Annotated in this window: 8 protein-coding genes; 4 read left to right on the top strand and 4 right to left on the bottom strand. The window is 44.2% G+C overall.

Annotation, left to right across the window (positions count from 1 at the left end; all coding sequences use genetic code 11):
• The first annotated feature begins 198 nt into the window (after nt 1–198).
• Nucleotides 199–1,601 (top strand): IS5 family transposase gene (locus tag QUA04_RS11365; protein WP_333256832.1). Its coding sequence is split into 2 segments (ribosomal slippage): nt 199–796 and nt 796–1,601, totalling 1,404 coding nucleotides; the frame shifts between segments, so codons are not numbered across the junction.
• Between the two features lie 446 nt (nt 1,602–2,047).
• On the opposite strand, the gene QUA04_RS11360 is transcribed toward QUA04_RS11365, so the two are convergent.
• The 4 genes from QUA04_RS11360 to QUA04_RS11345 all read right to left on the bottom strand — a co-directional run bounded on the left by QUA04_RS11360 (nt 2,048) and on the right by QUA04_RS11345 (nt 7,293).
• Complete coding sequence (locus QUA04_RS11360; RefSeq protein ID WP_333256829.1) at nt 2,048–5,335, bottom strand: CHAT domain-containing protein; 3,288 nt, start codon at nt 5,333–5,335, stop codon at nt 2,048–2,050.
• Between the two features lie 174 nt (nt 5,336–5,509).
• A complete protein-coding gene (locus QUA04_RS11355; protein WP_333256826.1) occupies nt 5,510–6,271 on the bottom strand; it encodes a DUF1822 family protein in 762 nt (253 codons plus the stop codon).
• Nucleotides 6,268–6,963, bottom strand: coding sequence for a hypothetical protein (locus QUA04_RS11350; protein ID WP_333256822.1), 696 nt, complete (start codon nt 6,961–6,963; stop codon nt 6,268–6,270). The genes QUA04_RS11355 and QUA04_RS11350 overlap by 4 nt, the downstream gene beginning before the upstream one ends.
• Before the next feature lie 66 nt (nt 6,964–7,029).
• Entirely contained in the window at nt 7,030–7,293 is a 264-nt protein-coding gene (locus tag QUA04_RS11345; RefSeq protein ID WP_333160440.1) for an HNH endonuclease, read from the bottom strand.
• A gap of 918 nt (nt 7,294–8,211) precedes the next feature.
• Here QUA04_RS11345 and QUA04_RS11340 point away from each other — a divergent pair.
• The 3 genes from QUA04_RS11340 to QUA04_RS11330 all read left to right on the top strand — a co-directional run bounded on the left by QUA04_RS11340 (nt 8,212) and on the right by QUA04_RS11330 (nt 14,464).
• Nucleotides 8,212–10,386 carry a glutamine synthetase III gene (locus QUA04_RS11340; RefSeq protein ID WP_333256818.1) on the top strand — a complete coding sequence of 725 codons (2,175 nt, stop codon included), beginning with the start codon at nt 8,212–8,214 and terminating at the stop codon, nt 10,384–10,386.
• A 110-nt stretch (nt 10,387–10,496) separates the two neighbouring features.
• Nucleotides 10,497–11,591 (top strand): BMP family protein, encoded by a 1,095-nt coding sequence (locus QUA04_RS11335; RefSeq protein ID WP_333256815.1) that lies wholly within the window; start codon nt 10,497–10,499, stop codon nt 11,589–11,591.
• A 41-nt stretch (nt 11,592–11,632) separates the two neighbouring features.
• Nucleotides 11,633–14,464, top strand: coding sequence for a PAS domain S-box protein (locus tag QUA04_RS11330; protein ID WP_333256812.1), 2,832 nt, complete (start codon nt 11,633–11,635; stop codon nt 14,462–14,464).
• Nucleotides 14,465–14,673: the final 209 nt, after the last annotated feature.

The raw sequence follows: 14,673 nt of genomic DNA, 5'->3' as shown, positions 1-14,673 counted from the left end.
CCTACCGGAACTGGTCTAAACTAACTATGTTATTCTACCACAAATATAGTCTGTCTACTTACGCCGAGCTGTACTAGGGCTTGCTGAATAAGCCTAAAACCCTTACCTCAAAAGACTTTGACTCGCGTTCGGCGTTAAAAATGTGTAAGACTATGAGCTAAAATTAGTCAAAAGCCATGCACAGCAGCACTTTCGTTCATGTACCGAAAAGTTGACCCAACCCCAACCCCACCTTCCAACTTTGACCTTCACGGACAGGGGCAATTATCAGAGAATAATCGTTGGGTAATCATGGCAAAAATAATTCCGTGGTCAGAATTTGAAGATGAATATGCCGAAAATTTTACAGTATCTACAGGAGCGCCTGCCAAATCATTTAGGATGGCATTGGGGGCATTAATAATTAAAGAAAGGCTAGGAACCAGCGACAAAGAAACGCTAGAACAAATAAGAGAAAACCCATACCTACAATACTTTATAGGCATGACAACCTATAGTGATGCTGCACCATTTGATTCATCCATGTTTGTTCATTTTAGGGAGAGAATAGGAGTCAACCTAGTCAATAAAATTAACGAAAAAATGGTCAAAGAGCAGACCGAAGTGCCAGGAGTTATCGTCGAAAAAAAGTCATCAGAAATAAGTGAAACCAAAAATCAAGGAAAATTAATATTAGATGCAACCTGTACGCCAGCCGACATTAAATATCCAACCGACTTAGGACTATTAAATCAAGCAAGAGAACATACAGAAAAAATCATAGATGCTCTACACAATCAAATTAAGTCACCCGTTAAAAAAAACCGAGGACATATCGAAACCGAGCCAGGAAAGAATACCTAACCATAGCAAAAAAACGCAAACCACGACAAAAAGAAAGAAGAAAAGTAATTAAAAAACAACTGCAATACATCCAAAGAAATTTGGCGAATATAGAGCGAATGGGCGCTCTACAGTTATTAACCAAATCTCATTATAGAATGCTGTTAGTAGTTGCAGAAGTCTACCGTCAACAGTTGTCAATGTATGAAAAGAAAGAACATAGTATTCCCGACAGAATAGTAAGTTTAAAGCAACCACATATCCGCCCTATAGTGAGAGGGAAAGCTGGGAAATCCGTTGAATTTGGGGCAAAACTGTCAGCCAGTTGTCGAAATGGGTACGTATTTTTAGACCGAATTAGTTGGGATAATTTCAACGAATCAGGAGATTTAAAAATACAAGTAGAAGCATTTAAACGATTCACGGGATTTTACCCTGAATCAATTCATGTCGATCGGATATATCGAACAGAAGAAAATAGAGCTTGGTGCAAAGAACTCGGCATAAGAATGAGTGGTGTCCGTCTAGGAAGACCTCCCAAAAATCTGAGCAAAGCAATGAAAAAACAAGCTCAATCAGACGAGAGAATTCGTAACTTAATTGAGGGAAAATTTGGAGAAGCTAAAAGAAGATTTAGCCTCGCTAGAGTGATGGCTAAACTTGATAATACTTCTGAAACAAGCATCGCAATAACTTTTCTGGTGATGAATCTTTCTGCCCTGCTACGGCAGGCTTTTTGGCTTTTTTTCGGTCTATTTCATAACAAAAACCTTTTTTGATGTTTTTTGGCTTCAATCATTGGTAAAAGCTATGTTTCGCCAGAACACAATTGACAAAACTTATATTGCCGAGGAGAACTCGAATTCACTCATCTTTCTAAATGCTGTTTTCTCACTTTTTCAGCAAGCCCTAACTAAAAAGTAAGGATTCAGGTCTAAAAACTTGCGGCTCCAACGCTTGTCTGGCAAGGGTTTTAGGGCAAAATAAGGGTTTTTATCTTTCGTGGTTAATTGTCAATAAACGAGGAGAAGTGACAGTTTTTCGTGGTTTATTGAGAATAGAGATTGATTTAGTATCAAGCTCCATATCTAAAGTCTTTGCCCAGCAAGGAGTTCAGTGACCTGAATCCTTACACTAAAAATTATCAACTTACTCATTAATTGTCGCACCAACTTTGTAAGGATGCAGGGATGAGTTTTGTTGAGGATTTAAATGTGATAGAATTTTACCGAATCCCAGTGCAGGTAAAAGCAGCCCAGTAAAAAGGGTGAGAAAAAGGCTTTACTTTCTGACAAGATTCCTCTAAATTTTTGCGAGTATTATAAATTTGGTTGCCAATTCGATCGTACTTTTGGAATTCTTCATCCCATTGCTGATAGTCTGAGGAACCCCAGGAGCAAGCATTTCGTTCTGCCTCGGCTATTTTGCGGAGCGCGCCGGTTTCTCTACCTTTGTCTTTCAAAAGTTCTGTGAGCTGGGGTTTATAAATAGCAGCTAAGGTATTGCCCGTAAGCTCTCGCAACTTAACTTGAGCTTGTCTCATAGCTTCTGGGCGATTCTTTCCCTGCTGCCACTCTTGATAGTAAAAGATCGAGAAAAGTGCTGTAGCTAAATCATCGACAGCCCAAAGCGTACTGATAACACTTCTGGCTCCCGCCGACAAAAAAGCAGTTGAAAAAGTAAGGATATCGCCAGTAATTTCAGTCAATCCCAATCCTGTTTCGCAGCAGGAAAGAAATACATCTGACAACTGAGGGAGACGCCATGCGGGAGTCATTAGCTGACCTAAAGTAATGCAGCCATCTCCTAAAATTAATGTTGATTCTAAGGGATTGTCAAAGCGCGACTGGGCGTGGTGGCTAGAATGGAGGATTTGGACGGTTTGCGCCAGTTCTCGATAGTTACTAACTGTAGCTTGACGGCAACCTTTTAAGCGTTGATTGTCTGGGATATTATAAAGGACTGCTAGTTGCTCTCCTTCAAAGTTGGCGCAAGGCAAGTCGTCCGTCGCATCTTCAATAGTGCCACAGTTTAGGTTATTGCCGGGGGAAGGACGCTGCTGGCAGAATTCTAGGACTTGACAACTAGGTGCGTAACGAATGAGAAATTTTTCTCCTAAATATCGGTTGTCTCCGATGGGTAGTGCAGCGAAAGGGATGTGATGAAGGGCATCATGAGGAACTATAATCAGTTCAGAAATTCCGTCTAAATGCCATAAGATTAGATCGTTCAAATTTAACTCTTTTGCCAGTTCAGTTAGCATCCCAACTAGCTCTTCTTTCCAAGATTTATTATCCTCAACATATTTTTCTAACCAATTTTGGAAAATCCATCCGTGCAAAGCATCCAATCCTAAATCGGTGCAATTGTGTAGGGTAATCTCATTTTGCCGCACCACAAATATCAAGGTGTCGCTAGCAGTGGTGTAAAAGCTCAGAATGGCAGTAGTAGGTTTGTCGATCAGCTTCTGGATGGATGGGACTTCGAGAGGATTGACTCGAATTTGACCCGCAAGCACCGGATCTAAACGGCGAAGTTGTTCCCAAATTTGGAGTTTTTCAGCTTCCAGATCAGCTATTGTTTGATTGTAAGCTGCTAGTGCTGCGCGACTGTTATCAAGTTTGCTATTATCAAAGTCGTTGCTAGGTTGATTGCGCCCTCGTTCTTTGTCAATTTGCTGCTGTAGCCGTTCAAAATCCTGTAAATACTGTTGAATTTCAGCAGGAATTTCTGCACTTGAATAGAGGTCATTGCTTGCCATTAAGTCTACGAGGCGTTTAGAGCGCGATCGCTCTACGTATTCAACAGCTTTATCTAACTGCTTATTATTGATGCAAGCTTGCACGATGTTTGCATAAATGTCGATCGCCTCTGACAAAATTTCTTGGCGGCGAAATTCAGAAGTTGCCCAAGTACGGCTGGTTTCTACGGCTTCGATCGCGATACCGTATCCCTCAATGGCTAACTGCCAATCTTTAATTACAAATGCTATTTTTCCAAGGGTTTCTCCAGTTTTATGGCATTCAAAGGGGAAAGCAGTTGGCGTGAAGACTTCCATTGCCGATCGATAACAGGCGATCGCGTCTTCGTGTCGTCCGAGAATGAAGTAGGACTTGCCTAGATTGCTTTGAGTCATAGCCCACTCTCTAGGAAACTGATTCTGGTTAAAGATTTGTAAGGCAGCTTGATGGGCGGCAATAGCCATTTCTAAATTCTCGTTTCGATCGCCCTTAAGTCGATGCACGTAAGCGTTGCCCAGATTCGTCTGCACTCCGGCCCAATCTGATGGAAAAGCGTCTTGAGTGTAAACTTGCAAAGCTTCGAGATTAGCTGCGATCGCCTTCTCAACATTTTCTACCCGATCGCCATGAAGTCGATGGCGGTAGGCAGAGGCAAGATTCGTTTGAGTTTGCGCCCAAAGTTCAGGGAATTCTTCGGGGGTGCGGAATAACAGGGCATTTTCATAACAGGCGATCGCTTTTTCCAAGTTTTCCGCCTTGTGGCCGCAGATGCGATCGCGATAGATAATACCCAAATTATTTTGTATTTTAGCCCATGTTTTAGGCTCTGCTTCGCGGGTGTAAACTTCCATTGCAGCTTTGGAAGCCTCGATAGCCAATTCTTCATTTTCTAACCGATCTCCTCGGATTCGGTTGCCATAAGCAATAGCCAAATTATGTTGGATTTCTGCCGACATTTCAGGAAAGGATTCGCGGGTAAATACTTGTAGGGCATTTTGGCAGCAGGCGATCGATCGTTCTAGATTTTCGGCGCGATCGCCCTTAAAACGGCGGTGATAAGCATTACCGAGAGAGTTTTGACAAGCGGCCCACTGTTCTGGAAAAGCTTCATAGGTTAAGACGGTGACAGCAATTTCATAACCTGGAATGGCAATCTCTAAATTATTGGCTTCATTTCCTTTTTTAAATTCATGGATGCAGTAGCTCAAAATCATAAGGCGAGCAGCGATTCCTTTTTTCCCTGCGGGTGGTGCTTCAGATAGTATCGCAGACGAGTGATATCGCAACACCTTAACAAAGTGTTCACCTAGTTGAGCTTGATTAGCTTCAAGCAAGAGGTTAATTTCTCGCACTATCCTTTGGTCAACCGTTTGGAAATTCCTGCGACTCTCTGAAATAGCGTCTAATAATTGAAAGAATAAACGAAACCGGGTTTGCTCTTGGATGAAATCCCATTGCCTGAGAAAATTTTCTTGGGAACAAATAGTGGGATCGACGCTGAAAAAATTATTGTTTAATCCCAGTTCTTGAGTTAAAATAACAGCCCAACCAATTAAAAATTTAGCCCTCGTAAGCTCCTTATCTGCTACCAAAATCGTAGCTACCATTGCCATCATTTCCACCAAACCCGCGTCAATCAGATGGGCGTGATTCCCTAAAATCTTGAGTTCTCTGCCACTAGGACAGTTGAGGAGCGCTTGAATCAGCTTGAAATAAGCTGTCTGGCGTTTGGTCGTTTGGGGAGCTTTCTTCGGGCCGAATCCTTTTGCCATATTCTTTACAGGTTACGAAGGGGAGACTACATATAGCGCGTCTAAATCATTTGTACAAATATGTAAGGGTAGTGTCGCCTACCCCTACCAACCGGACACTCTTGGCACCGCCCCTACGGGAATTACACACATGATTTAGGCTTGCTATATATACATCAGCTATCCGTTCCAAAATTACGCAGCATCCCTCCATATTTCTGCTAACTTCTCCAGCAGTGCTTCGGCTAAATCTTGTAAATCAGTGTCGGCGCTATCTACACTTTCACGAGTAAACTCCCCTCCTGCGGTACTCCCAGCTAACATCTCTCCCCCTGCGTACCGCCACTCGTACTCCTCGTAAGTTCGATAAATACGCTCTAATTGGGCAACAATATTGCTCTGCGATTGAGTTTGGATCGTGGAGCGTACCTGTATCGCCACCGGATCGTCTGTTTCTAAGAAGGCGATCGCTTCTTCTAAACGACTAATCTGTTCAATTAAAGTGTCGATCGGCATAAGTTCTGCTACTGCTATTTGTTGCGGTGGATTTGAGCTATCTAAGCTGGGAGCAAATCCCAATAGCTGCACGGAGTCCAGGCGATCGCTAAACTGTACTCCCACATATCCAATCCGATTTTCTATTACTTCTTCGGGTAAAAAGATGGTTGTTTCACCAGGTAAAACTGGGCGGCATTCTAAGGAGCCAATGCCAGTAATTACCAAGTTAGCGACATTAGCTAGCGCCGTTTTGGCGGGTTTGAAGCTATCGGAACCATTCAAATCTGTTTCAATTTGCAGCCATTTTAAATAGCTGTGAACTGCGTAAACTGCCAGTGCATTCAAGTAAACTCGTTTTCCTTTTTGGGCTGTACTTTGAACGGCTGCCAACTGTCGCGCCATTTCGTGGGCTTTTAATTCTAGCGGTACTGTTAACAAAGGTAGTTCTGCGATGTTCATGGTTGTGATTCCTGTTTATATCCTAGAGTGAGGGCTTTTTTTTGCAACAAGGGTTCACAGTTTCTCTTCCAGTGAGAATGCAGGGTTGTGTACTTAACGTTTAACTCTTTTTCTAAATCTTTAAACTTGTCAGGAGGGTCTTTTAACACTCTTCTTTTGCTGAGGAATTGGCAGTTACACTCCGGCTTAGAACCAGGGTAGCTATTTTTTAGCTTGCCTTCTGGATCTTGTTCTATGTAAAGTTCTAGTTGGAGACCAATTCGCTGAATGGTTTCTTTCTGAGCACTTTCAATCATGCCCTCCAACCCGCTGAGCGTAAAATCAGGTAACTGTTCGAGCCGAGTGGTTTCTCCAGCATCTACCGCAATCGGAGCATCTAAACTAATAGGAGCATTTTTGTCAGGAGAATACAAATCTTGAATTCGCCGACGCAAAGTGCCGTTAATCCAGTTAACCAAACTTTTTGAAACAGAAGGCGGGCGCGGCTCAAATTTAGCAATCTCGCGACTAACCCATTCAAAAGTACGATTGAGGGCTTCAGGATAATTTTGATGGGCTGATTTTTTGAGTCCTGGTAGTTGCTGAATTTCCCATAAGAGCTTGTGCATGGCCGAGCGCCATTTTCTACTGTTAGCTGGGTGTTGGCGCACCTCTGCAATTAGAGCGCTTAACCGTCCATCTAGGTCATCCATGCGACTTTTTTGAGGAGCAAGTTAGTTTGTTTATTAGCTATGAAAATTCGCGATCGTGCGAAAATCCTAAGCTATTTTCTCATGTGGTTGAGCTCTTTGTGTGCGTAAGTTCTTGCCGGGAGGGGGGAACAGGCTATTTCCACGCGAATTATTGCAACTGAAGCAGGCTAAACGCAGGTTAGAGAGTGCGTTAGACCCGCCTCGGCTTTTAGGGAGTAAGTGTTCGATGGTTCTTTCTGATTTCTGCATCGACTTGTTGCACCAGTGGCAGCGGTTTCCGTACAGTTCCAGAAGTTGGCGTCTTTTGTTGCGTCTTGAAGCTGGGGACATAAAGCTTTGGGATGCTCGCGGCTGTTACGTGTTCATTTACATATCAGCTCCCTGCTAAAAATTTACGCAGCAGTTTCTAACAGAGGGATAACATTTGCTTTAAGTCTTTTCATCACATTGAAATGAACTTAAATACCCAGCTATACGTCTGTCGCTTGTTTTATAAGAGAGTCGGTGATTTTGTGAGAAGTTAAATTTTTAATCTGATGACGATTGCTCAAAAGTTTGAAAAAGCGAGATCCCTTTCTTCCCACACTATATATAGTGTGCCTGCGTCCAGGACTGTAAATGTACGATCGCCCCGCAGTTTCAGCGCCCCGCGTCCTGTTACACTGGAATCCTGCGGTTGTGTGCGATCGGTGCGATCGACCTTTCTGAAAAAAAACTAAAATTCTGTAGCCTGCGATACATTTATTTGGTTAATGATTGTTTAAACTCTCCAAGTGTAGATTGTGTACTCTCCATAATTCTCCAAAACCCCTAAACGAGTGCGTTGTTTGCTGGACTGCGATTTATCGATCGTCGAACCGTTAAAAACCATAAGTAGTTTTGACCTGAATTCATCGGAATTGATTCGCACAAAATTTTTGAGCTGACCAGGGTGAATATTAGTTACTAAATTTGTGCAGTGCAGACATCTATAATGTTGACTCAAGTTTGTACAGGCTCTTGCCATCTATCTTCTTGCTAATAACCGCAATCCAACCGCATCTCACACAGGATTGTCACACCCGATGGAGGGCGAAGTCATTGCGCCTCGCTCCTCCAATCTTTTAGAGTCTGCCAAAAAGGCATTCTCCCCAAAGTTAGCTTTGACTAAAAACGTTGGGTAAATCCAACATATTCGTCAATCGTTAGACTTTTGCTAAGATCTATTTTTTATCAACAACTCGTCCTGCAATCCCAATAAAAATAACCATGAGTGGAAACCAATCGCGCGTTCAAGCAATTTCTCAAATCGTCAACCGCAAACAGATGCCTGCCCAGCCTCCCAAGCGGTTAGAAGATATGTGGGCAACAGACGTTTTTAGTCTGAGCAAGATGCAAGAAAGTCTGCCCAAAAGTATTTTCAAATCAGTAAAAAACACCGTTCAAACCGGTCAAAAACTCGATGATTCCGTAGCGGATGTAGTTGCAGCAGCAATGAAAGATTGGGCTATTTCCAAAGGAGCCCTGTATTACGCCCACGTATTTTACCCGCTAACCAACAGCACCGCAGAAAAGCACGATGCTTTCATCTCAGTGCAAGGCGACGGGTCCGTCATCTCAGAATTTGCAGGGAAAGTTCTCGTACAAGGCGAACCCGATGGCTCCTCATTCCCCAACGGCGGCATCCGTTCCACTGCGGCCGCTCGCGGATACACAGCCTGGGATGTCACCAGCCCTGCTTATGTCATGGAAACAGACAACGGTATGACCTTGTGCATTCCCACTGTTTTCATCTCCTGGACAGGTGAAGCCTTAGACAAAAAAACGCCGCTTTTGCGTTCCATTGCCGCAATGAACAAAGCAGCAACCCGAGTGTTAAAGCTATTAGGAAATACCGACGTTGCTCCCGTCAATTCTAGTTGCGGTTCCGAACAAGAATACTTTCTGGTAGATGCCAATTTCTCCACCAGCCGCCCCGATTTACTGCTAGCAGGTCGCACCCTTTTCGGCAAACCTCCTGCCAAAGGTCAGCAATTTGACGACCACTATTTTGGAGCGATTCCAGAGCGCGTTCAAGTCTTCATGCAAGAAGTAGAAGAAAGAATGTACCGGCTGGGAATTCCTGCCAAAACCCGCCACAACGAAGTAGCTCCCGGTCAGTTTGAAATTGCACCAGTTTTTGAAGCAGCAAACGTCGCCAGCGACCACCAACAGTTAACCATGACAATTCTCCGCAACACTGCGAAGAAACACGGTTTTATGTGCTTGCTGCACGAGAAGCCTTTCGCCGGCATTAACGGTTCCGGCAAACACGTCAACTGGTCGGTCGGGAATGCCACCCAAGGAAACTTATTAGACCCAGGCGATACACCGCACTCGAACATACAATTTCTAGTTTTCTGCGGCGCTGTGATTCGCGGAGTTCACAAATACGGGCCACTGTTGCGCGCCGTAGTTGCTACTGCCAGCAATGACCACCGATTGGGTGCAAATGAGGCTCCACCAGCAATTATCTCTGTCTATTTGGGTTCGCAATTAGAAGATATCTTCGGGCAAATTAGCCGGGGAGAAGTTAAGGACTCTAAATGTCGGGGAATTATGAACTTAGGTGTAGAAACACTGCCTACTTTCATGAAAGATGCTGGGGACAGGAACCGGACTTCGCCCTTTGCCTTTACTGGAAACCGATTTGAATTCCGTGCAGTAGGTTCCGGTCAGTCTGTTTCCGGGCCGCTGGTGGCGATGAATACAATTCTTGCAGATTCTTTGGACTGGATTGCTAACAAATTAGAAAGCGATTTGGCTAACGGAACTGAACTGAATGCTGCCATCCAAACACTTCTGAAAGAAGTGATGGACGAGCACGGTGCGGTTGTATTTGGCGGCAACGGCTATTCGGAAGAATGGCACCAAATGGCTGTTGAGGAACGGGGTTTAGCTAACTTGCGGACTACGGCAGATGCTTTGCCCGTGTTGAAGGAAGGATACATTGAAGACTTGTTTGAAAAGACAGGTGTTCTGACTCCAGTTGAATTGGAAAGCCGTTACGATGTTTATGCAGAGCAGTATTTGCTGGCAATTGAAGTCGAAGCAAAACTGGTAATAAGCATGGCAAAAACCATTATTTACCCCGCAGCAGTGAGGTATTTAGCTGAACTTTCCGGCACGATTTCTAAATTGAAAGAGATTGGGATTGAACTGGAAAAGGGAAGTGCCGAAAAAGTAGCGGTGTTGGTGAAGTCCATGATGGATACTGCAAGCAAATTGAGTGATGCTTTGAGCAAGCACGATTTTGCTTCGACCGAAGACCATATGCAGTATGCTTCGCAAACAATTCGTCCTTTGATGGATGAGGTTCGCAAGTATGCGGATGCTCTGGAAGGTGAAGTGGCTGATGATTTGTGGCCGCTGCCTACTTATCAAGAAATGCTGTTTGTTAAGTAATCGCAAATTCGGTTAATTGCAGGTTAGAGTTGTAAGGACACGGCAGTGCCGTGTCCTTACTTGTTTTTGAGCTTAAATGAGTGTGACGCTGAATTTGTCAGAGTCATTAAATGCGATCGAGAGTAAGAGTTGTGAAGATTGTTGAGATACCGTTCAACAAATTTATCGGCGTAGAAAAAGTAACCTTGCTGCGAAAAGCTATTATGCGAATTCAATCTCTTTTCAAACAAATGACTCTGGTGGCTCTAGCTCTGGTTTTTGCGATCAGTTGCAGTCGATCGACTCCGAACGTAAACTCTTCCCCTGAAGCAAGTACCTCTAGCAGCTTTAAAGTGGCGTTGGTCGTCACAGGCTCCAAAGACAAGAACAGTTGGGCTCAAGCCTGCTTTGAAGGGTTAAACCTAATCAAAGATAAATTTAATGCTCAGGTAGACTTTACTGGCCTTGACAATGAAGATGGTGAAGCTACCCTTCGCAAATATGCCCAGTCAGGCTATGACCTAGTAATTGCATGCAGTGGTGGCTATGTCAAAGCTGCCGAAAAGGTCGCTCAAGAATTTCCGCGAACGAAATTTGCCATGGTTACAACGTATCCAGGGAATAACCAAAATTTGGGGGCTGTTGCCTTTCGATCGGGTGAGGTGGGGTACCTCACAGGCGCTTTGGCTGCCATGAAGACCAAAAGCAATAAAGTTGGCTATATTGTGGGTGCACCTTATCCGGTTTACAAAGAAGAAGAAGCCTTGTTTAGGCGGGGAGTGAAGGCAACGAATCCCTCTGTTCAAGCCTCGACAGCTTTTCTCAACACTTGGATTGATACGGACAAAGCCATCAAAGTCGCAACGGATATGGTTGCCTCTGGAGTAGATGTTTTGGCAATCAACGCGGATCAGGCAGGGTTAGCCGCGCTAAAAGCCGTTACGCAAAAGCCAGGAGTCCTTGTGATTGGTTGGGCAAAGGATCAGTACGAAGTGGCTCCCGGCAAAGTCCTAACTAGCGTTCTGCAGGACATTCCCAATCTGGTGCTAAATGTGGCAGTGTTAACCCAGCAAGGTCGCTGGGAAGGAAAACTTTACAAGTTTGGGCTCAAGGAAAAAATCTATGACTTTGCTCCTTTCCGTGGCACTCTCACGTCTCAGGAAGAGGAGACTTTTAAGACCATCCGAGAAGCTGTGACGACTGGCCAAATTGATGTTTCTCCTTAGTGCGCGCATTAATTGATTTACCAATATTGATTCTACGTCCGATGAAAAATCAACGCAACGATCGCGCTCTGCCGATTGCCAAAAGCTCCCCTTCACATCTCTGGCAACCCTTCTTTTCTCTTGCAAATCAGCTCCGCTATGGTTTGATATTTTTGGTTCTCCTGAGCTTACTTCCCACAGGTGGTTTGCTGATCTACCTCAGCTTTCAGGCGCAGATCCAGCAATCGCGATCGCTCCAAGAAGAGCGCAGTCAGACAGCAGCAGGGCAGATTGATAATTATTTAGATGACTTGAAACGAAAACTGAGCTATTTAGCTAGGGTCAAAGGACTCACCAACTTTCAACCTCAAGCGCAGCAGAGCCTGTTGGAAGGGTTGAGTCGTCATAATGATGCTTATGAAGCCGTTGCGATTTTGAACCGGAAGGGACAAGTTGTCGCGTCAGTTTCGCCCTACGAACCGCTCAAGTTAGAAAATCCCGCCAATTCGCCACTGTTTATTCGTGCCTTTAAACAACAGGAAGATTATGTCAGTCCTGTAGAAATTAATCGTCAAACCCACGAACCAAAGACCATTCTGGCGGTTCCGATTCGGAATGAGCGAGATGAGGTGGATGGGGTGCTATTAGCGCAGGTAAATCTCAACTTTCTCTGGTTTATTGTTTCCCAAACAGAGGTGGGCAAGACGGGCTATGTCTATGTAGTTGATGAGCGTAATTTTCTCATTGCTCAAAAGGCTCGTAAGCCAGAAACGTTTCAACTTGAAGATCTTTCTAAGCGTCCCTTTTTTCAATTCTTGAAAGCATCCCAAGATACTAAGCGCCTTAACGTTTATCAAGGTCTAAACCAGGTAGAAGTATTGGGTGCCAGTGCCTTAGTTCGGAGCGTGAATTGGAAGGTGGTTGTAGAACTGCCAACGGCTGAGGCTTATGCTCCCGTTTACCAAATGCTCTCAGTTATGGGAGGCTCATGGGCGGTGGTGACGATCGTTGCTGTTGGCATTGGCTTTCTATTTATTCGGCAAATTGTGGTGCCCCTTGAGCGCTTAACTACGGCAGCTACTGAACTCAGTGCGGGGCAATTAGAGACACGGGTCAACATCGACAGCCAAAACGAATTGGGGACATTGGCGATCGCCTTTAACAATATGGCAGCCCAGTTAGAGGAGCTGATTAAAGCAGTTGAAGTTGAACGCAATTTTGTTTCAGCTATTCTTGAAATTGCAGGTGCCCTGGTAGTTGTGCTCGACCCGCAGGGACGAATAGTTCGCTTTAACCGAGCTTGCGAACAAATGACTTATTACTCGTTTAGTGAAGTGAAAGGGCGCTACATTTGGGACTTGTTCCCGAACTCAGACTTAGTTGGACAAGCCAAAACTGCTTTTGAGTCTTTACAATCTGGTAATTTTCCCCAACAGTATGAAGGCAGTTGGGTGAGCAAAGATCAAAAACTTAGACTCATTGCCTGGTCAGATACTGCTTTAGTCGATGATCGAGGTGAAATTGAGTACATCATCAAAACAGGCATTGACATTACTCAACGGAAACAGGCAGAAGAAGAACTCAAAGCGTCGGAGCAGCGGCTATCTTTTCTATTCCGCCAAAGTGCACTGGCAGTTGTGGAATGGGATTTAAACTTTAAAGTCACTGCTTGGAATCCAGCGGCAGAGCAGATTTTTGGTTACACGGCTACAGAGGCGATCGGACACCATGCCGCAGAATTAATTGTGCCTGCGTCTGCCAGAAAGATAGTCGATCAAGTTATGAACGAGTTGTTGAGTCAGGTTGGAGGAATCAACAGTGTCAACGAAAATATTACCAGAGACGGCAAAACCATTATTTGCGAATGGTTCAATACGCCTTTAGTAGGGGAGGGTGGAAAGATTGTTGGAGTTGCATCCTTGACACTGGATATTACTGAGCGCACGCAAGCCGAAGCTGCGTTAAGGCAAGCAAAAGAGGAAGCTGAGGTTGCACTCAAAACCTTGCAGCAAACTCAGGCCCAACTCCTTCAGGCAGAGAAAATGTCAGGTTTGGGGCAACTGGTTGCTGGTGTTGCTCACGAAATTAATAATCCAGTCAACTTTATCTATGGCAACCTGAGCCATACTGCGGACTACACGCAAAATTTACTAAAGTTGATTCAGCTTTACCAGCAAACCTATCCAACTAATGCCCAAATTGAGGAAAAAATTGAAGAGTTCGATCTGGACTACATTAGTGAAGATTTGCCCAAAATGCTGACTTCAATGAAGGTAGGAGCCGATCGCATTCGTCAAATTGTCCTGTCGCTACGAAACTTCTCGCGGCTAGATGAGGCAGAAATGAAGCCAGTTGATATCCACGAGGGAATTGACAGCACATTGATGATTTTGCAAAATCGACTGAAGGCAAATCCGGCTCATCCTGCTATTGAAATTGTCAAGGAGTACGGCGACTTACCGCTAGTAGAGTGCTATGCCGGACAGTTGAACCAAGTCTTTATGAATATTCTGGCCAATGCGATCGATGCTTTAGAAAACTACGACAATCAGCCTTATACAAAAGACATCCCAAAGAATCCCAATCGCATCACTATTCGGACTAAGCTAGTGACAAACGAAACTCAGCCCGGTTATTCAAAAAATGTAGTAATTCAAGTTCAAGATAATGGGCCTGGGATGACGGAAACTGTTATACAACAGGTGTTCAATCCCTTCTTCACCACGAAACCAACGGGTAAAGGAACTGGATTAGGGCTATCCATCAGCTATCAAATTGTAGTTGATAAGCACGGTGGCTTCATCCAGTGCTTCTCTCAACCCCATCAAGGAACAGAGTTCCGAATTGAAATTCCTGTCTTGCAAAGCGGTGCTCTAGCACTTGTTGGTAAATAACTGCGATCGCATTTCTCTATATATAGCGTTTATTAAGTAGCTTGGAAACTGTTATCTCGCTTCTGAATGATTTGGGTAAATAAAAGAAAAGTGGTCAGCTCAAATTCAAGAAAAAAAAGGGGTAGACAAGTAGTTAATGCTAGCAGCGGGCGCTCTGACTCTTTACAGCAGGCTTTAAGAAGTCGGGGATTTAACATAAGATTAGATCG

Source organism: Microcoleus sp. S13_C5 (assembly GCF_036700845.1).
In the GTDB taxonomy this organism is placed as follows: Bacteria; Cyanobacteriota; Cyanobacteriia; order Cyanobacteriales; family Microcoleaceae; genus Microcoleus.
Note: the sequence above shows the minus strand (reverse complement) of the source record. Positions and strands in the feature narration are given on the sequence as shown.

What these genes read in the sequence shown, in the direction of transcription:
- QUA04_RS11360 (WP_333256829.1), bottom strand. Translation starts at nt 5,335, where the DNA reads ATGGCAAAAGGATTCGGCCCGAAGAAAGCTCCCCAAACGACCAAACGC.
- QUA04_RS11355 (WP_333256826.1), bottom strand. Translation starts at nt 6,271, where the DNA reads ATGAACATCGCAGAACTACCTTTGTTAACAGTACCGCTAGAATTAAAA.
- QUA04_RS11350 (WP_333256822.1), bottom strand. Translation starts at nt 6,963, where the DNA reads ATGGATGACCTAGATGGACGGTTAAGCGCTCTAATTGCAGAGGTGCGC.
- QUA04_RS11345 (WP_333160440.1), bottom strand. Translation starts at nt 7,293, where the DNA reads ATGTCCCCAGCTTCAAGACGCAACAAAAGACGCCAACTTCTGGAACTG.
- QUA04_RS11340 (WP_333256818.1), top strand. Translation starts at nt 8,212, where the DNA reads ATGAGTGGAAACCAATCGCGCGTTCAAGCAATTTCTCAAATCGTCAAC.
- QUA04_RS11335 (WP_333256815.1), top strand. Translation starts at nt 10,497, where the DNA reads ATGCGATCGAGAGTAAGAGTTGTGAAGATTGTTGAGATACCGTTCAAC.
- QUA04_RS11330 (WP_333256812.1), top strand. Translation starts at nt 11,633, where the DNA reads ATGAAAAATCAACGCAACGATCGCGCTCTGCCGATTGCCAAAAGCTCC.